We start from the raw sequence: 18671 nt of genomic DNA, 5'->3' as shown, positions 1-18671 counted from the left end.
CACTCAAACTAAAAGGATTTAGTGATGGCTGTAAAAGTCATACCCTGGGATGGATGCTACAGCGTGATGACACGCCCAGGAGGGGTTTGCAAAGAAGTCGTTGCCCCCTCTTTTCCCCGTCTTTATTTTCATCCTGACAGTGAAACTCTTTTGGCAGTTGACCAATGCGATTGGCACGAACTTGAGCAGGAAAGTAACCGACTCACTTACTGCCTGGCGAAGAGAGCGGACGCAGTACAGCGTATTGAGCAACTCCAGAAAGACGTGACTACTCTGGGCTGGAGCGATGTACCAGAGCGCAGTCGCTATCAGAATCTGTTGAAGGAAGAATATCGACATCTTGATGAAGCCTGTCAGACTTTACGTGCTGAACTTGCAGAATTGACCCCTACAGAAAACCTCCCTGTCGCAACGTTACTGGATGAAAAAAGCAAAAAAAACGCACTTGGGCTGATGGAGCTTATAGACGTTAAGGGAGGGAAAAACGGAACCAAATATGTCTACGTCCGCTCAGATAAAATTCGTAGCCACTGGCGTCGATACAGATTGAACAGTGCGGAAAAGAAAAGCGGCGGTAAAACCTTTTTGAGGGCGGTTGAATATACCGACAAAGATGGCCAGACGCATACCCGCCATGAAATCGACCCGGAAAAGCTAAAAGGACAACTGGCAAAGCTGAAGCCGTTAATGAAAGCGTGGGAAGTGAAGCTGCTGGACGATAACTCCGGCGTCTGGAGCGTATGGGCACAAGAATTTAACCGAAGCCTGGAACATTCACCTTATGAAGGTTCTGGCATGGCATTTGATGCACAGGCTCAGCTATTACGTTGGGCGTATGGCGCGAGCATGAAGGGGGTATTGAATCCGTTCGAAATTGATATCCGCACTGGACAATACAAGCCAAAAGCAGAGCTGCACGGTAAGACCAGCGTTTACGCCAACCTTGCGCTTGCAGAGGCAAAAAGCAGCGGCAAGCTTCACCTGCCGGATAATGTCGGCGTAAAAATTTGCTATCCGTTAGATCCGGCAAAAATACCCGGCGGTGGTATGGGGATTCTGGGTACGTTTCGTTTTGATATTGAGCTGGCATTGTCGGGGAGCGTTGGGGCGAGTCTGGGTATAGAGGCGGGGGGCAATATTACTTGCGATCGGGCAAAAGGGTTGCCTGTTAAAGCTATGCCGGATGAGGGTTACGGATTTTGGCGGCAGATAGACGTTACTAAAGAAGGGCATATACCCATAGGCGGTGGTGCGGAGCTAGGCGTATTTGTCGGGGCAGAAGCCGGGGCGAATGTGTCTGGTGCACTGGTCTGGCTCAATCCTGATCACGGCGACAAATACAGTACGCTGGCGAAGGTAGGAGTGGGAGCAGCAGCTCAGGCAGGGATTGGTGGCAGCGGACAACTGAGCTTTGCCTGGAAAGGCGGCAAAGTCAGAATACATGTCAGCGGTGGGTTGTGCTGGGGGACGGGTGGTAAAGGCTCGATGAGCTTTGAGGTTGACGGTCCGGCAATCATGTCTGAGTTTATGCCCTGCCTGATCTACATGTTACGTAATGCGGATTATGTCCGGCTGATGCAGATCATGATGGCTGACGATTATTATGCTTTCTGCGCGATTCCTTTGCTGGTGGGGATGTATGGGATCAATCGTGTGATTGATGCTGGGGGAAATATAGCCACTGAACTTAAAAACAGTTGGGATAAAAAAGATTCCCGTGTGGCGCTGATGACTAGCATTCTGAATACAAAAGGAGATTGTTTAAAGTTTGCTCCACCGGAGAGCAAAGGCGCAGCCATTGCCGCACTGATTGAAACAAACCTTTGGGATAATGTCGCCAGTCCAGTGAGCCATGGAGAGACGACCTGTGAGGGCGGCGCTGTTTTCAGCGCTCGTAAACGAGCCATCATTTATGCTCTTCGCTGGGTACAGTCGCAGCGAGAATATGAAAATGTTATGCAGCATCTTTCAAAAATGCCTGGAGAGGGAAAAAGTAACTGGCGTATTAATGAACAAAAGGTCATTGCTTTTCTAGCACAAGGAGAGGCACCCAAAACCTATGGTTATGCAGGCTCTTTGGTTCCCGGTGCGCAGAACATCATGATTGAGCCCAGCCAATATGCGGAAAATCTCAGAAACCTCTATCTCAACCTGCCTGAAACTCCTGCAATCCCTCCAGGGCACGTCAATATGTCTATCTTACCATTAAGAGAAGTACTGCCGACGTATCTCTATAGCTGTACACAGCTTATTGACTCCTTGCACGGAGATACAGAATGACACGTACAGGCCATGTTGTAGCAGGATTACTGATTACTCTGGCTCTGACTGGCTGCCGTGATGAGCAGAAAATGAAGGATGAGCAGACCGAGCTGGTTAACACGGCGCTGGAGAATATGGTGACAGTACAAGGCGGCCGTTTTCAAATGGGTGATTTTGGTCCTCTCATTGGTGAGAAACTGCCGTTCAGCGCAGATGCGGATAATAAACCTCTGCACTGGGTGTCGCTGTCTGATTTCCGTATCAGCAAATACCGCGTGACGTGGGGACAATTTAACCGCTGGCTGGAGATCCAGGGACGGAAGCCGAATGATTATTTTCGGGTGACGGCAAATGATAGCGATCCTGATTATGCCTCACTAAAAATTGCGCTTGGTGACAATTATCCGGCATCAGCCAGCTGGCAGGATGCACAGGGCTTCTGCCAGTGGCTGGGGCAGGTCAGCAAGCGCCATATTGACCTGCCAACAGAAGCCCAGTGGGAGTACGCAGCACGCAGCGGAGGTCAGTTCCTGATTTTTGGCAACAGTGATAACTGGTATCACTACGAAAATGACATCAAACGTAACATCGCTCCCTCTACGGAAAACCGTCCGGTAGGAAGATATGCCCCGAATCCGCTCGGTTTATATGATATTCAGGGAAATGGGGCTGACTGGGTCCGCGACTGGTACGCGGCGGATTATTACAGTCATTCTCCTGAGGAAGATCCTCTGGGGCCAGAGAAAGGTGATAAACGGGTGATCCGGGGACTACCCAGAGATGCCGGAGAGGGTTACACCATTACCAGAGGAAGCATGAGACCTGAAACCGTTCAGGGCCCACCCTCGCGCTCAACGGGGTTTCGCTGTGCTGAGAACAGTCTCTCAGCAGATTGATAAAAATCGAACCGATCAAGTAAAGGACTATGCATGACGCTGACAGGTTATGGCGTAACAGGTGTTTTGGTATTGCTGATACTCACCGGTTGTCGGGATGAACAGAAGATACAGGCAGAGCAGGATATTTTTGTTAACGGCGCGCTAGAGGATCTGGTCACGGTAAAGGGCGGGCGTTTTCAGATGGGTGATTTTGGTCCTCTCATTGGTGAGAAACTGCCGTTCAGCGCAGATGCGGATAATAAACCCCTGCACTGGGTATCGCTGTCTGATTTCCGTATCAGCAAACACCGCGTGACGTGGGAACAATTTAACCGCTGGCTGGAGATTCAGGGACGGAAGCCGAATGATTATTTTCGGGTGACGGCAAATGATAGCGATCCTGATTATGCCTCACTAAAAATTGCGCTTGGTGATAATTATCCGGCATCAGCCAGCTGGCAGGATGCACAGGGCTTCTGCCAGTGGCTGGGGCAGGTCAGCAAGCGCCATATTGACCTGCCAACAGAAGCCCAGTGGGAGTACGCAGCACGCAGCGGAGGACAGTATCTGATTCTGGCGAACAGTGATAACCACTGGTATTACGAAGATAATCAAGCCAGCAATTACGCCCCATCGGCAGAGAATCGCCCGGTGGGAAGCTATCCGCCGAATCCATTGGGACTTTACGATATGCTGGGAAACGGTACTGACTGGGTCAGGGACTGGTACGCGGTGGATTATTACGGTCATTCTCCTGAGCAAGATCCTCAGGGACCAGATACAGGCGTAAAAAAAGTGATTAGAGGCAGGCTCGGAGCCCCATCGGATTCACTCACCATGACCCGAAACTCCTTGGAACCTGATATGATTCAGGGCCCACCATCGCGTTCAACAGGTTTTCGCTGTGCTGAAAACAGTCCGTTAGTGAGATAAAAAAGACTACGCCGGATGCGTAGTCTTCGTAGATGTCTGTTAACAAAATACTTAAGGTTACTGCGGGAACCACTGCTCGCTAATTTTCTGGTACGTACCGTCTGCTTTAATCGCCTTCAGCGCGCCGTTCAGTTTTTCCAGCAGAGCTTTGTTATCCGGACGTACCGCGATACCCAGACCCGTGCCGAAGTACTGTGGATCGGTCACTTTTTCCGTTGCGGTGCCCAGCTGCGGGTTGGTTTTGAGCCACTCGTTCACCACGGCGGTGTCGCCGAAGACCCCGTCGATACGGCCATTTTTCAGGTCGATAATCGCGTTCTGGTAGCTGTCATAGGCCACGGTTTTCACTTCAGGATGTTTGTCCTGCAGGTATTTCTGGTGCGTGGTGCCGTTTTCCATCCCGATGCGTTTGCCTTTCAGCTGATCGAATGAGGTATAAGCGCCTTTCTTCGCAATCACCACCGCCGAGTTGGCGTAGTACGGGTCGGTGAACGCGACCTGCTTGCTGCGCTCAGGCGTGATGTCCATCCCGGAGATTACCGCGTCGTATTTTTTGAACTTCAGCGACGGGATCAGGCTGTCAAAAGCATGGTTAGTAAAGGTGCAGTCGGCCTGCATCAGTTTGCACAGCGCTTTCGCCAGATCGATATCGAAACCGACGATCTGGTTGCTGGCATCCAGCGACTCAAACGGCGGATAGGTGGCGGACACGCCGAAATTGATTTTATCAGCTGCGGATGCGCCAGCGGCGAAGGTGGCGAGTAATGCGGCCAGAACTAACTTTTTCATTGTAATGCTCCCGTCTGTCTTATTGATGCGCCGTGTCTGCGGCATGGATGTACAATGCCAGTTAATGAATTTATATGCAATAAAAATGATTAAGTATTGTCTTTATCGCAAAAAAAAGCGGATAACCCATCAGGTTACCCGCTTCATGAATACCGTTTTATGCATTTTTGTTGTTAATTTCTGCGCTCAAACGCCAGCGCTTTACGCTCGATCAGGCGCATCATCAGCGTCAGCAGACCGTTCACCACCAGATAGACCACGCCCGCCGCGCCGAACACCATCACGTCATAGGTGCGCCCGTACAGCAGCTGTCCGTGACCCATCACTTCCATCAGGGTGATGGTGTAGGCCAGCGAGGTACTCTTGAATACCAGCACCACTTCGTTGGAATAGGAGGAGAGGGCGCGCTTAAAGGCGTACGGCAGCAGGATCGCCAGCGTGTCTTTCTTGCTCATGCCCAGCGCCCCGCAGGACTGCCACTGGCCTTCCGGGATGGCGCGGATCGCTCCGTAGAACAGCTGGGTGGTATAGGCCGCGCTGTTCAGCGAAAGGGCAATCAGGGCACACAGCCACGGCTCAGAGAGCAGATGCCAGATAACCGGATACTCCTGCAGCGACGGGAACTGGCCCGGGCCGTAGTAAATCAGGAAGATCTGCACCAGCAGCGGCGTACCGGTAAACAGGGTGATGTACCCGCGCACAATCCACACCAGCACCGGCGTTTTCAGCGTCAGGATGATGGTGAAGATGAGCGCCAGGATCAGCGCCACGATAATGGACGCCACGGTCAGCGTCAGGCTGGTGTGCAGCCCTTTCATCAACTCGGGAAAGTATTCAAGCATCAGCCTGGTCTCCGTTCAAAGCGCGTCGCTCGCAGGTCAATACGCTTGAGAATGTACTGACTGAGCAACGTGATCACCAGGTAGATCGCCGCCGCCACAATGTACCAGGTAAAGGGCTCCTGGGTACGGGTGGCGATGCTTTTGGTTTGCAGCATTAAATCATTGACGCTAATCAGGCTCACCAGCGCGGTATCTTTCAGCAGCACCAGCCACTGGTTGCCGAGACCCGGCAGGGCATGACGCCACATCTGCGGCATCACCAGACGGAAGAAGATGGCTGATTTCGACAGACCTAACGCCTGACCCGACTCCCATTGACCCTGCGGCACGGCCTTCAGCGCACCGCGGAGGGTTTGCGACGCGTACGCGGAGTAGAGCAGGGAGAGGGCAATCACGCCGCACAGGAACGGGCTGACGTCGAAGTTTTCAATCTGCATCTGCACCGGGATCTGCGCAAAGCCGAGATTAAGGGTGAAGCCGTCCGACAGCGTGAGCAGCAGCTGTGAGGAACCGAAATAGATAAACAGGACCACCAGAATTTCCGGTAGCCCACGCAGCACGGTGACCAGCGCGGAGCCTGTCCAGGCGACGGGGAACCATTTCGCGGATTCCCACACCGCAAAGAACATCGCCAGCACGAGGCCGATAATCAGTGCGCAAACGGCAAGGCCGACGGTCATCCCGGCGGCGCTTGCTAAAGGAAAAATTTCATTCATCAGGAATTACTTCTGGAACCATTTTTTGTAGATGGTTTCGTAGGTGCCGTCTTTCTTCACTTTTTCCAGCGCAGCGTTGAATTTCTGCTGCAGCTCAGTGTTGCCCTGACGAACGGCAATCCCCAGACCGGTACCGAAGTAATCCTTATCGGTCACTTTGTCGCCCACTGGCGCCAGCTTGTCGTTGGCTTTCAGCCACTCGGTCACGACAGCGGTATCGCCAAATACGCCGTCGATACGGCCATTTTGCAGATCCAGCTTCGCGTTCTGGTAGCTGTCATACGGAACGGTGGTGATTTCCGGATGCTTATCCATGATGAATTTCTGGTGCGTGGTGCCGTTCTGCACGCCCACTTTTTTGCCTTTCAGCTGATCGACAGAGGTGAATTTGCCTTTCTGACCAATGAACAGGGCAGAGTTGTCGTAGTAAGGGGTGGTGAACAGCACCTGCTTTTCACGCTCCGGGGTGATGTCCATACCGGCCATTACGGCGTCGATACGGCGGAACTTCAGGCTTGGGATCAGGCTGTCGAACGCCTGGTTGCTGAAGGTGCAGGTCGCATCGATCTCTTTACACAGGGCGTTTGCCAGGTCTACGTCGAAGCCAACAATTTTGTTGTTCGCATCAATGGATTCAAACGGAGGGTAAGAGGCTTCCGTGGCGAAACGAATGGTCTGAGCTGCGGTAGCGGAAAGGGTAACGCCAGCAAGCAGCACGGCAAGTAATACTTTTTTCATTATATTTCCCCTGACACAATCAATGAGATAAATAGTTTTTGAAGGCATCGGTTTGCGGGTTAGCGAAGCAGCTCGCATCACCTTGCTCAACGATATACCCGTTTTCCATGTACACCACACGGCTGGCGGTTTTACGCGCCACTTCCACTTCGTGGGTAACGATAACCTGCGTAATGTTGGTTTCCGCCAGCTCGCGAATGATGCTGACGATCTGAGCGGTGATTTCCGGGTCCAGCGCGGCGGTGGGTTCATCAAACAGCAGTACCGCAGGCTCCATCATCAGCGCACGGGCAATGGCCACGCGCTGCTGCTGACCACCGGACAGGTGCAGCGGGTAGCGGTCGCTGTAGGGCTTAAGGCGTAGACGATCCAGCAGCTTTTCGGCACGGGCGATCGCCTGATCCTTGCTTAACCCCAGCACACGGCACGGGGCTTCAATCAGGTTCTGCAGCACGGTCAGGTGCGGCCAGAGATTGTATTGCTGGAAGACCATGCCGACGTTTTGACGCAGCTCGCGAATCGCTTTATCAGACGGCGTCTTCGCGAAATCAAAGTGGTTACCGGCAATCGCCAGCGTACCTGAACGAGGCATTTCAAGCAGATTAAGAACACGCAGAAGGGAGCTTTTACCTGCACCGCTTGGGCCAAGCAAAACCAGCGTTTCGCCTTCCGGGCAGCTCAGCGTGATGTCAAACAGCGCCTGGTGTGCGCCGTAGAAGCAGTTAATGCCGTTTAGTTTAATACTCATCGGGGCAGTCTTTACTCATCCAGGCAATCTATAGCAATTGAGGCCGCAGATAGTACCGTTGACAGAATAGTTATGCAATATTTCTGCGTTAAAAGTTAAATATAACCCGTATTTCCTCTTAAACATAGCACAAAATAGCGAACGGCAAGGTCGGCGAGTATAAATGTCGGCATTCCGCAAGAAATGCCGCACATTTTACGGGGGTTACCAGGTTATATCGGCGGGTTTAGCGATTTTCAATCGACTGGCGCAGCGTGCCTGCCGGGGCATGAACGCTGCCGCCCACGTAGCGCACGTCGTCTACCGCCCAGCACTGTCCTTCACGGATCATCAGCACTTCATCCTGCCAGGTTTGGGTTCCCTGCGTCAGCTTAACGCGCAGCGGAATATTGCGGGCATCCGTGTTCGGAATGGTTGACGCGCTCGCCACTTCGGCGCTGTCCGGCAGCGTGGCGCGGCTGGAGAACGGATCGGATTTCAGCAGCGCGTTGTGCTGCGGATCGCGGGTGGCATCGTTAAGCAGTTTTGCCAGACCATCGCTCAGATACGGGCGCAGGTCGGTGAGATCGTTGCTGCGGTGCTGAATGCGATAATCATAGAACTGCTGCGCCACGGTGTCCGGGCCGCCCTCAATGCAGGGGCCGCTGCGGGTACCGATATCCTTAAAGGCAGGCGTGACCGTGGTGGTACAGGCGCTGAGCACCAGCGCGCAGGGCACTAAAAGTGTTAAAGCTGAATAGCGCATGTTGATTTCCTTATTTATTAACTATCCTTTCAATCATAGCGTAACGAACCGATAATGCTGTGCCTAAGGCATTGAACGCTAAAGAAGGAGAGAAACCATGCAGTTTTCAACAACGCCAACCCTGGAAGGGCAGACCATCACCGAGTACTGCGGCGTGGTCACCGGTGAAGCGATTCTCGGTGCCAATATCTTCCGTGACTTTTTTGCCGGTATCCGCGATATCGTTGGCGGCCGCTCGGGCGCATATGAAAAAGAGCTGCGTAAAGCGCGTGAAATCGCCTTTAAAGAGCTTGGCGAGCAGGCGGAAGGCCTCGGCGCTGATGCGGTCGTGGGGATTGATATCGATTACGAAACGGTCGGGAAAGATGGCAGCATGCTGATGGTGAGCGTAAGCGGTACGGCGGTGAAAACCCTGAGATGAGGCGTTCGTTTGCCGCGCCCCTGCTGGCGCTGCTGCTGGCAGGATGTGCCTCGGAAAAAGGGGTTATCGACAAAGGCGCCTACGAGCTGGATACGCGTCATCAGGCTCAGGCGGCTTATCCGCGCATTAAGGTGCTGGTGATCCACTACACCGCGGATGATTTTGACAGCTCGCTGGCCACGCTGACGGATAAAAACGTCAGCTCTCACTATTTGATCCCTGCCAGGCCTCCCGCACCGGACGGCAAGCCGCGCATCTGGCAACTGGTACCCGAGAGCGAACTGGCCTGGCATGCGGGCATCAGCTTCTGGCGCGGCACCAACCGCATCAATGATACGTCGGTCGGCATTGAGCTGGAGAACCGTGGCTGGCAAAAAGCGTCGGGCGTTAAGCACTTTACCCCTTTTGAGCCAGCGCAGATTGCGGCGCTGGTGCCGCTCGCCAAAGACATTATCGCCCGCTACAACATCAAACCTGAAAATGTGGTGGCCCATTCTGATATCGCCCCGCAGCGCAAAGACGATCCCGGCCCGCTGTTCCCCTGGCGTCAGCTGGCGCTGCAGGGGATTGGCGCATGGCCCGACCCGGCGCGGGTGGCGTTTTACCTGAACGGCAAGCCGCGAGATGAGCTTGTTGAGCCGAAGGTGTTGCTCGATCTGCTGGCGCGCTACGGCTATGAGGTGACCGATAACATGACGAACGCACAGCAGAAGCGCGTGATCGTCGCGTTTCAGATGCATTTTCGCCCGGCGCGCTGGGACGGCGTGGCCGATCGCGAAACGCTGGCAATCGCGGAGGCGCTGTTAGAGCGCTACGGGCAGGGGTAATCCCTCGGGTTACCCGACTCCACTTTTACACGGTCTCCTTTTGGACTAATTTTCTAATCACATTCGCGGCGTAAATGTTTTATAGTTTCCTCAGTCGAAAATACTCGCAAACGTGGTTGACAATCTATCAGCACGGCAAATAAGAAATAGGGATGTGCTAGCGTCTTAGCCTGGCTTAGCTTTACTTTACATTTATTAAATGGACTACGCATTTTTGCGCTGTGATTGCACACGTTCACCTTTTTCAATTTAATATTAATGGGTATAACTATGTTAAGTATCTACAGTAAAAATAGCCGTCCACAAGAAGAACTTGACGCCATTATCGCGGCAACTGAAGGTTTTGAAGAAAGAACCTTACGCAAATGGCAGCGTATCAGTACCGAGAACAATGAAGATATTCATTTTATCATTAGCGGTGAAGTTGAATTCCGCCGCAAGTCGGATGAACTGTGTGTATTCACCTTACAGAATAAATGTATTTTCGGTCTCTCCTCTATTTATTACAATTCAGCGCATATGTACGGTCTGGTGCGTGCAAATACCGTGGTGCGCACTATTAAAAAGGATGATTTTTTCCGTCTGATGAGCGAAAAAAACCTGTGGGAAGCCTTGAGTAAAGTCCTCTCCTGGTATATTTGCCTGCTCAGCAAGCGTGACGAAGTGTTGGTCGCCCGCAGCGCGTACTCGATTGTTCGCGAGTTCTTGCTGGAAATTAACGAACTGATGGTACATCATCAGCGCGATATCAATGTTTACGACTATATTCAGGAATATACCAGTCTGGCCCGGAGTACCATTATTAAAATCCTCGCAGACCTGAAAAAAGGTAATTATATCCAGGTTGATAAAGGTCGTCTTATGTGTTTGTCGACGTTGCCGGAAAAATATTAATCGCTTCTCACCCCCTTTTTAACTGAAAGGGGGGCTATGTTTAAGTGTATTATTTGCCTGCGTTCCTGCCGCGGTTTCCTCAACGGGGGGGCGGGTATTTTTCCCTGCGAATAATCTTTCTCCTGCTCTTTTAACGCCTTCATCAATAATGCTTTGATAGCCCCGTCATCAACTGTGTGACCGGTATTATCCTGTTCGGTAATAGCAGAATTGTTCATTTCTGTTCCCGGCAATGTATCTCGGGAAATATCACGCGGTATTTCACCGTCGGGCGCCTGCTGCCAGTCGGCATCGCCGCTATCAATTGGCATCTCCTGCAGTGGCGGCATCTCTTTTGTCATCGGTTCTTGCTTTGGTTCAGGCCGCGGGAACGGTTTACTGACATAGACGTAATGCATATCCGATAGCTTCGTTTCTGGCCTGACGGCGCTCGCTTTTATTGGCTCAGGTACCGGATGACGAAGATCCCAGTAGATATGTGCGTAAAGTCCCGCGGCGATCGTCATCACTATCCCCATCAACCAGATCAGGGTGGCAAAGACCGCTTTTTTCAGCGAGGGGCGCCGGTAAGAAAACCAGACCGGTGCGTTCAGGGTATAGCTGCGCTGGGCAGCCAGAGTAATCGTGGACATTATGAATGCTTCTCCTGCGCGGTAGGGGTCGCAGATATATTTGCGGACTGAATAAGCACGCTTGGCGTAGTCCTGGTTTCACGCATTAACTGCATCAATGTATCTTCACCCGCAATCCCGTCCACATGCAGATGCATTTTCTGCTGAAACTCGCGGGTACGTTGCATTAGTTCCGCCGTCCACACCTTTGCGTGGGTTTCGGGCAGATTCAGCGCCAGGCTAAGCTGCTGATCCATCCAGCCCAAATCTTTGACGCTACTTTCGGCGCTCACGGCATCTTTCCCCTGCGGCGTAAGGCGGTGCAATAGGGTGTAATTGCCCGTTGCATGCTGGTTAAACCATCTGCGGCTCACCTGCCAGGTGCGATTATTCATCAGCAGATCCAGCGAGTTATCATCTACTCTGGCCACCACGGCATAGTTCAGGTGATCGCCCGTTTTGATCTCGCCGATCCAAGGGTAACCCTCTTTTGCCAACTCCTCGACCGGAGCGCTGCCCTCCTTACACATCAGGTTGACCCGCCCGGCGTTCTGGCAGAGCGCCTCTTCCATCGTGGCGTCATAACCCCACATGGTATAAAGCTGATGCATCGCATCGGGCTTGTTCACCACTTCATTATCAATAACCGGCACCGCTGGGGCGTCGGTTTTTGGCGTCTGCGGTTTCCAGCTGGTCATCACGGGCAGCTGTACCGGCAGTCTGGCGGTAATGGCGGGCATCAATGTCCAGCCGCAGGCGGCAAACAGTACAGAGGCAAAAAGGCCCATAACGGCAAGGCGTTTGCCCCTCGGTTTCGCCGGCAGAACTTCTCCTGCGGCGAGGCGCAGATGGCGCGGCGATACCTGCGCTGAACGTTCGGTCCAGGCGGCGAGCATCGCAATGTGCGCCAGCTCGTTGAGTTTGCCTGCCTGTCCTTTGGTCAGAACATGCATCTTGCGCACGCGGGCCCGGGTGAACGGCGTCGCGTCGCTGCCATGCGCTTCACACTGGGCCTGAACATAGCTCAGGGATTCGCGGCAGGTGAGAGGCCGGAGCGTGTGACGCGTATGAAGAGATTCACGCAACCCGGACTGCTGGAGGGCGGCTTCCTGGTCGGCCGATCCCATCAGCACAACCGACAGAGGCACATCCAGCTCCTGCGCGCGGGTTAACAGCATGGACAGTGCGTCATGGCAATTCGCTTTCATCGACTGAATATGCGAGATGACCAGTACTTTACGTGAGGTTTTGCGGGACAACATCTCGTCCTGCCACTGACGCAGCACAGCATCAATAGCCTGGATCCGGGTTTTGCTCTCTTTAGTGGTGGTGTTGAGTTTATAGAGCATGCCGCTGGCGCTGAGTTTCGGGAAGGCGTTAATGGCAATCAGCGTGCCGTCATGCTTTTTAAGCGCATCGCAAAACTGCGAGGTGAGATAGCTGTCGTCGCTAAAGAGCGCAGTAACGCCTGCTGTCTGGCACTTCTCTTTCAGCAAACCGAACACATCCTGATGATACGGAACAAAAAAATCACCTGGCATCCGGCTGATAGTCCGGAAAGGCTGGGTAGTGAAATTAAAATGGCGCATATACATAGCGTATTACCGTCTCTTTCATTCATAACAAGGAGACGGAAAAGTAAAGGATACAGGAGGAAGGGGCAATTTGAATGCAGGATAAAAATATTCGGCCTGCGCTTCTAACATAGGTTTATTTAACGTTCAATCTTTTTCTAAATTATTGTTGGCGGAAGTATAAATGGGCGGGGGAGAGGGAACGCATTAGTATTTACGCCACTTACTCATACAGCCCTGTGCTGTGAATTACTGACTGGCAGAAAGGCTCGTTAAAAAATGCGGATGTCATTTGTTAATCAATTGATTATGCCCTGCGTAATGTTTGTGCTGCTCATTTTCTGCGGCCAGCAAGGGTATATGGTTTATAAAGATTATAAGAAAGTTACGAACAGATTGTCTGATTCAAAGCAGAAGATGCAAAAAAAAAGTCATGATGAAACTCAGTTTGTACTTTTTACGCCGGCGGTGATGCCAGAGAAACAGCCAGCGGCAGTGAAAAAGTCGCTCAGTGCGGAAATCGAAGGTATTCTCAACAGCGACGAAGCCTGGCTGTCCTTTGCGGTGATAAAAACCCCCTCCGGACAAAAGAGCTATCGCGAGGGCGAAATGCTCGCCGGTTTTGACAATGCCTATATTGCCGAAATTCATCCCGATAATGTGGTGGTGAATTATGAAGGCGCACCTCAGGTTATTTCACTTAAAAAACCAGACTATTTTAAAGGCGGCGTTGACAGCGGCCCGGTAACCAAATCGAAGAAAGATGCAGGGTTAGATAATCTGCATCTGGATGATTATCTGGTGTTAAAACCATTAATCGAGAAAGGCCAGCTGGAAGGCTACAACATTAATCCACGCAATGCGTCTCCTTTCTACAGCCATGCTGGCCTGGAAAAAGGTGATGTGGTGGTAAAAGTTGACGATGTGGATATGACTAAAGAGGCGCAGGCAAAAGAGATCGTTGCCCGCTGGTCAAAAATGAAAGAAGCGGATGTCACTATTCGGCGTCACGCTCACCTTGAAAATATTCGGGTCAATGTTCTAAACAATTAATAAGTGTACAGACATGAAGAAATTTCCATGGGCGTGCGTAGCGCTGACCGCATTGTCATTATATTCCGGTTCGCTGTTCGCGGCGAACTTTAGCGCCAGTTTTAAAAATACCGATGTCCGCGAATTTATCGATACCGTCGGGCGTAACCTTAATAAAACCATTCTGGTCGATCCTTCCGTTCAGGGAACGGTGTCGGTGCGTACCTACAACGTGCTGACGGAAGAGGAATATTATCAGTTCTTCCTGAGCGTGCTGGATCTCTATGGTCTGTCGGTGATCCCGATGGATAACGGGATGGTAAAAGTCGTGCGCTCTTCGGTGGCCCGCATGTCGGGCGCACCGATTGCCGACAGCAAAAACCCCGGCAAAGGCGATGAAATCATCACCCGCGTGGTGCGAATGGAGAACGTCCCGGTACGTGAGCTGGCCCCCCTGTTGCGTCAGTTAAACGACGCCTCCGGCATCGGCAACGTGGTCCATTTTGAACCGTCAAACGTGCTGTTGTTAACCGGCAAAGCCTCGGTGGTTAACCGCCTGGTCGATCTGGTACAGCGTGTGGATCAAAGCGGCGTCCAGCGCCGTGAAATCGTGCCACTGCGTTTTGCCTCGGCCAAAGATCTTTCTGACATGTTGAACAATCTCAACAACGAAGAGCAGAAAGGGCAAAACGCCCCGCAGCTGGCGACCAAAGTGGTCGCCGACGATGAAACCAACAGCCTGGTGATTAGCGGCAGCCCGGACGCGCGTCAGCGCACCCGGATGCTCATCTCCCAGCTCGATCGCGAGCAGAACAACGAGGGCAACACCCGCGTCTTCTACCTGAAATACGCCAATGCCAGCAAAGTGGTGCCGGTGCTGACGGGGATCGGCGAGCAATTGAAAGATAAAGCGGGCGGCGGCAAGAGCAAAGCCGCGCCTATGGCAAGCGATCTGAATATTAGCGCCGACGAGTCTACCAATTCGCTGGTGATCACCGCCCAGCCAAACGTCATGAACTCGCTGGAAAAAGTGATCGATAAGCTGGATATCCGCCGTCCGCAGGTACTGGTGGAGGCTATCATCGCCGAAGTTCAGGATGGTAACGGTCTGGATCTTGGCGTGCAGTGGACCGGTAAACACGGTGGGGTTCAGTTTGGTTCGACCGGTTTGCCGATTAGCCAGATCAAGAAGTCAAAAGTCATTGGCAGCTATACGGGCCTGGCGACCGGTTTCTTTAACGGCGACTTTGGCGCGCTGATGACGGCGCTGTCCACTAACGGCAAAAACGACATTCTGTCGACGCCGAGCGTGGTGACGCTGGATAACAAAGAGGCGTCGTTCAACGTCGGTCAGGATGTACCGGTACTCTCCGGTTCACAGACCACCAGCGGCGATAACGTCTTTAACTCGGTGGAACGTAAAACCGTCGGTACTAAGCTGAAAATCGTACCGCAGATCAACGATGGCGACATGATCCACCTGAAGATCGAGCAGGAAGTTTCCAGCGTGGATAACACCTCGACGGCCGATGCCAGCCTGGGCCCAACGTTCAACACCCGCACCATCAACAACGAAGTGATGGTCCACAGCGGGCAGACGGTGGTGCTGGGGGGGTTGATGGAAAACGTCACCAAACAGTCGGTCTCGAAAGTGCCGTTGTTGGGCGATATTCCGGTCGTGGGGCAGCTGTTCCGCTATACCTCGCAGGACAGCGCCAAACGTAATCTGATGGTGTTTATCCACACCACCGTACTGCGCGACGACGACAACTACAGCGCGGCGTCGAAAGAGAAATACGATCAGATCCAGGCGCGTCAGCAGCAGCGTATGGAAGAGCACAAGCTGGGCATTGTAGAGAATTCTGATTCCCCGATGCTGCCGGCCTATCCGTCCCAGAGCCGCGCCACGCCGGTGAGCGCCAGTGCGCCGGTGTCGTCCCGCAACCCGTTCAAAGAGTAAGGCGGAAGCGACATGACCGAGATAAGTAATGCGCTCTGTACCAGCACCTGGGCGAAAGAGAACGGGGTCCTGTTCTATAACGATGAGGTTTATATCCGCGAGGATGCGAATGCGTATGCCCTGCTGGAGATGCGCCGCGTGCTGGGGCGCTCCTATGCCCCGACGATCCTGACGGCGGAAGCGTTTGACGAACTGCTGACCAAAATCTGGCAGCAGAACAGCGGCGTCTCGCAGCAGCTGGTGGACGACATGGACGCCGATATTGACCTGATGGCGTTAACCGAGGAGATCCCTGACAACGAAGATCTGCTTGATAACGACGAGAACTCGCCGGTGATCCGCCTGATCAACGCCATTATGGGCGAAGCGGTGAAAGAGGGGGCCTCCGATATTCATATCGAGACCTTCGAGCGCACCCTGAGCATTCGTTTTCGCGTTGACGGCGTGCTGCGTCCGGTGCTGCAGCCGGCGCGCAAGCTCGCGCCGCTGCTGGTGTCGCGTATCAAAGTGATGTCCAAACTGGATATCGCCGAAAAACGTCTCCCCCAGGACGGTCGTATTTCGCTGCGCATTGGTCGTAAGGCTATTGACGTGCGTGTCTCCACTATTCCGTCTCAGTACGGAGAACGCGTGGTGATGCGTCTGCTGGATAAAAGCAACCTTAAGCCGGACATCAACAAGCTCGGTCTGATTGACGAAGAGCTGGTGAAGTTAAAGGGACTGATTGAACGTCCGCACGGCATCATCCTGGTGACCGGCCCGACCGGTTCGGGGAAAAGTACCACCCTGTACGCGCTGCTGTCGGCGCTTAACGGTCATGAACGCAACATTCTGACCGTGGAAGATCCGATCGAGTATGAACTGGAAGGGGTAGGACAGACCCAGGTCAACCCGCGCGTGGATATGACCTTTGCACGCGGGCTGCGCGCCATTCTGCGCCAGGATCCAGACGTGGTAATGATCGGGGAAATTCGTGACGGTGAAACCGCGCAAATCGCGGTGCAGGCGTCGCTCACCGGTCACCTGGTAATGTCTACGCTGCACACCAACAGTGCGGCGGGCGCCATTACCCGTCTGCGTGATATGGGGCTGGAGTCTTTTTTAATTGGTTCGTCGCTGCTTGGCGTCATTGCCCAGCGTCTGGTGCGTCGGCTGTGTCCACACTGCCGCACGACCAGTCCGCTGGATGACAATGAGAAAGCGCTGTTCACCTTTATGGAAACGCCACCGAAAGCGATTTATCGCGCCGTGGGTTGCGAACAGTGTCGCCAGAGCGGCTACCAGGGACGCGCAGGCATCCATGAATTTCTGGTAGTCGACAGCGCCATGCGCCGTGCGATCCATGAAGATAAAGATGAGATGTCCATCGAAACGCAGCTTTTCAAAGAGGCCTACAGCCTGCGTGAAAACGGCCTGCTGAAGGTGATCTCCGGCGTGACCTCGCTGGAAGAGGTGATGCGCGTCACCGCCGAGCGCGGAGGGGATGCGTAATGGCCTGGTATGCGTGGTCCGCGACGGACGCCGCCGGGAAAACCCAGCGCGGCAACCTGCAAGCCGAAGGGCCAAAGCAGGTGCGCCAGATGCTGCGCGAACAAAAGCTGATGCCGGTGAATATCTCCCCAACCAGCGATCCGGCGGCGGGGAAAAACGCCCGTAAAGGGGCAAAACTGTCGATTCCGGTGCTGTCGATGTTTACCCGACAGCTTGCGACGCTGGTCAATGCCGCGCTGCCGCTGGAGAGTGCGCTCAAGGCAATTGCGAAGCAGACGGAAGATAAAACCCTGGCGGCGATGGTGACCGAAATCCGCGACAAGATCGTGGAAGGCCACACGCTGTTCGACGCCTTCAGCCAGTTTCCGCGCAGCTTCGATAAGCTCTACTGCACCCTGGTGATGGCCGGTGAAAAGACCGGTCATCTCGGGGGCGTGCTGGAAAAGCTCGCCGAATACAACGAGCAGCGCCAGAAGATGAAAAGCAAGCTCACCCAGGCGATGGTGTACCCCATCACCCTGACGGTAGTGGCGATCGCGGTGATCTCCATTCTGCTGGTCGCCGTGGTGCCGCAGGTCATCGACCAGTTCACCCATATGAAACAAGAGCTGCCGATGACCACCCGCACGCTGATTGCGGTGAGCGACTTTCTACAGGCCTGGGGCATCGTTATCGCCGGCGGCCTGTTCGGGGCGTCGGCGAGCTTTAAATTTTGGATAAAAAAAGAAAAGAACCGATTTGTTTATCATCGGTGGCTGTTGCTAAATTCACCGCTGAAAAAACTGGTCTGCGCCATCAACAGCGCGCGCTACATCCGCACGCTGAGTATTTTGCAGGCCAGCAGCGTTCCGCTGCTGGAAGGGATGTATATCGCGATGGACGGGATAGAAAACCTCTATGCCCGGCAGGTGCTTGAGCAGGCGGCGGACACCGTGCGCCAGGGGGCATCTCTCTACAACGCGCTGGAACAGGCGAAAATTTTCCCACCCACCATGCTTTATATGGTGGCCTCCGGGGAGGAGAGCGGCGAGCTGGGCTCGTTGATGGATCGCGCGGCGGAAAACCAGGAATCTGCATTACAGCATCGAATTACTTTAACGCTGTCGGTATTTGAGCCGGCACTGGTAGTAACTATGGCGACCGTTGTTCTATTTATCGTTCTTTCAATATTACAACCGCTTCTTCAACTTAATAATATGGTGGGTTAATC

Annotated in this window: 18 protein-coding genes; 10 read left to right on the top strand and 8 right to left on the bottom strand. The window is 53.3% G+C overall.

Translation table 11 applies throughout. From position 1 onward, the window contains the following. Positions 1 to 24 precede the first annotated feature (24 nt). Genes UR504_RS04620 through UR504_RS04610 form a run of 3 tightly spaced genes read left to right on the top strand, consistent with a single transcriptional unit; the run spans position 25 to position 4073 of the window. The gene (locus UR504_RS04620) at positions 25 to 2280 is read left to right on the top strand and encodes a hypothetical protein (RefSeq protein WP_320739384.1); all 2256 of its coding nucleotides are present in this window, start codon (positions 25 to 27) and stop codon (positions 2278 to 2280) included. After that, positions 2277 to 3158 carry a formylglycine-generating enzyme family protein gene (locus tag UR504_RS04615; protein WP_302234642.1) on the top strand — a complete coding sequence of 294 codons (882 nt, stop codon included), beginning with the start codon at positions 2277 to 2279 and terminating at the stop codon, positions 3156 to 3158. The genes UR504_RS04620 and UR504_RS04615 overlap by 4 nt, the downstream gene beginning before the upstream one ends. A gap of 33 nt (positions 3159 to 3191) precedes the next feature. Then, positions 3192 to 4073 (top strand): formylglycine-generating enzyme family protein, encoded by an 882-nt coding sequence (locus UR504_RS04610; RefSeq protein WP_302234643.1) that lies wholly within the window; start codon positions 3192 to 3194, stop codon positions 4071 to 4073. Positions 4074 to 4130: 57 nt separating this feature from the next. On the opposite strand, the gene artJ is transcribed toward UR504_RS04610, so the two are convergent. From artJ to UR504_RS04580, 6 genes are all read right to left on the bottom strand, one after another. Continuing rightward, complete coding sequence (gene artJ / locus UR504_RS04605; protein WP_302234644.1) at positions 4131 to 4862, bottom strand: arginine ABC transporter substrate-binding protein ArtJ; 732 nt, start codon at positions 4860 to 4862, stop codon at positions 4131 to 4133. Positions 4863 to 5035: 173 nt separating this feature from the next. Continuing rightward, positions 5036 to 5704: an arginine ABC transporter permease ArtM gene (gene artM / locus UR504_RS04600; protein WP_023310940.1), complete on the bottom strand. Its 669-nt coding sequence runs from the start codon at positions 5702 to 5704 to the stop codon at positions 5036 to 5038. Then, positions 5704 to 6420: an arginine ABC transporter permease ArtQ gene (artQ, locus tag UR504_RS04595; RefSeq protein WP_025756069.1), complete on the bottom strand. Its 717-nt coding sequence runs from the start codon at positions 6418 to 6420 to the stop codon at positions 5704 to 5706. Before artQ ends, artM begins: the two co-directional genes overlap by 1 nt. A 6-nt stretch (positions 6421 to 6426) precedes the next feature. Further along, a complete protein-coding gene (gene artI, locus UR504_RS04590; protein ID WP_008500032.1) occupies positions 6427 to 7158 on the bottom strand; it encodes an arginine ABC transporter substrate-binding protein ArtI in 732 nt (243 codons plus the stop codon). A gap of 19 nt (positions 7159 to 7177) precedes the next feature. Next, positions 7178 to 7906, bottom strand: a complete 729-nt coding sequence (artP, locus tag UR504_RS04585) for an arginine ABC transporter ATP-binding protein ArtP (protein ID WP_274242436.1) — start codon at positions 7904 to 7906, stop codon at positions 7178 to 7180. A 226-nt stretch (positions 7907 to 8132) separates the two neighbouring features. Beyond that, entirely contained in the window at positions 8133 to 8651 is a 519-nt protein-coding gene (locus UR504_RS04580) for a lipoprotein (protein WP_159513739.1), read from the bottom strand. A 97-nt stretch (positions 8652 to 8748) separates the two neighbouring features. Here UR504_RS04580 and UR504_RS04575 point away from each other — a divergent pair, with 97 nt between their 5' ends. The 3 genes from UR504_RS04575 (at position 8749) to UR504_RS04565 (ending at position 10793) form a co-directional block, all read left to right on the top strand. Further along, entirely contained in the window at positions 8749 to 9072 is a 324-nt protein-coding gene (locus UR504_RS04575) for a heavy metal-binding domain-containing protein (protein ID WP_239632177.1), read from the top strand. After that, positions 9069 to 9899 (top strand): N-acetylmuramoyl-L-alanine amidase, encoded by an 831-nt coding sequence (locus UR504_RS04570; protein ID WP_274242437.1) that lies wholly within the window; start codon positions 9069 to 9071, stop codon positions 9897 to 9899. Before UR504_RS04575 ends, UR504_RS04570 begins: the two co-directional genes overlap by 4 nt. Before the next feature lie 270 nt (positions 9900 to 10169). Next, complete coding sequence (locus UR504_RS04565; RefSeq protein WP_302234645.1) at positions 10170 to 10793, top strand: helix-turn-helix domain-containing protein; 624 nt, start codon at positions 10170 to 10172, stop codon at positions 10791 to 10793. Here UR504_RS04565 and UR504_RS04560 read toward each other — a convergent pair. Both UR504_RS04560 and UR504_RS04555 read right to left on the bottom strand, forming a co-directional pair. Then, positions 10790 to 11425: a hypothetical protein gene (locus UR504_RS04560; RefSeq protein ID WP_302234646.1), complete on the bottom strand. Its 636-nt coding sequence runs from the start codon at positions 11423 to 11425 to the stop codon at positions 10790 to 10792. The genes UR504_RS04565 and UR504_RS04560 overlap by 4 nt on opposite strands. After that, complete coding sequence (locus UR504_RS04555; RefSeq protein ID WP_302234647.1) at positions 11425 to 12999, bottom strand: ExeA family protein; 1575 nt, start codon at positions 12997 to 12999, stop codon at positions 11425 to 11427. The genes UR504_RS04560 and UR504_RS04555 overlap by 1 nt, the downstream gene beginning before the upstream one ends. 300 nt (positions 13000 to 13299) lie before the next feature. On the opposite strand from UR504_RS04555, the gene gspC reads away from it, so the two are divergent. The 4 genes from gspC to gspF are packed head-to-tail and all read left to right on the top strand — an operon-like array spanning position 13300 to position 18669. Then, on the top strand, positions 13300 to 14031 hold the full coding sequence (gspC, locus tag UR504_RS04550; RefSeq protein WP_274243239.1) for a type II secretion system protein GspC: 732 nt from the start codon (positions 13300 to 13302) through the stop codon (positions 14029 to 14031). Positions 14032 to 14044: 13 nt separating this feature from the next. After that, complete coding sequence (gene gspD / locus UR504_RS04545) at positions 14045 to 15970, top strand: type II secretion system secretin GspD (RefSeq protein ID WP_248182534.1); 1926 nt, start codon at positions 14045 to 14047, stop codon at positions 15968 to 15970. A 12-nt stretch (positions 15971 to 15982) separates the two neighbouring features. After that, positions 15983 to 17461: a type II secretion system ATPase GspE gene (gspE, locus tag UR504_RS04540; protein WP_302234648.1), complete on the top strand. Its 1479-nt coding sequence runs from the start codon at positions 15983 to 15985 to the stop codon at positions 17459 to 17461. Continuing rightward, the gene (gspF, locus tag UR504_RS04535) at positions 17461 to 18669 is read left to right on the top strand and encodes a type II secretion system inner membrane protein GspF (RefSeq protein ID WP_249576437.1); all 1209 of its coding nucleotides are present in this window, start codon (positions 17461 to 17463) and stop codon (positions 18667 to 18669) included. The genes gspE and gspF overlap by 1 nt, the downstream gene beginning before the upstream one ends. Positions 18670 to 18671: the final 2 nt, after the last annotated feature.

The sequence above is a fragment of the Enterobacter sp. 241F3 genome, assembly GCF_034106785.1.
In the GTDB taxonomy this organism is placed as follows: Bacteria; Pseudomonadota; Gammaproteobacteria; order Enterobacterales; family Enterobacteriaceae; genus Enterobacter; species Enterobacter vonholyi.
This window is presented reverse-complemented; position numbering and strand designations above follow the sequence as displayed.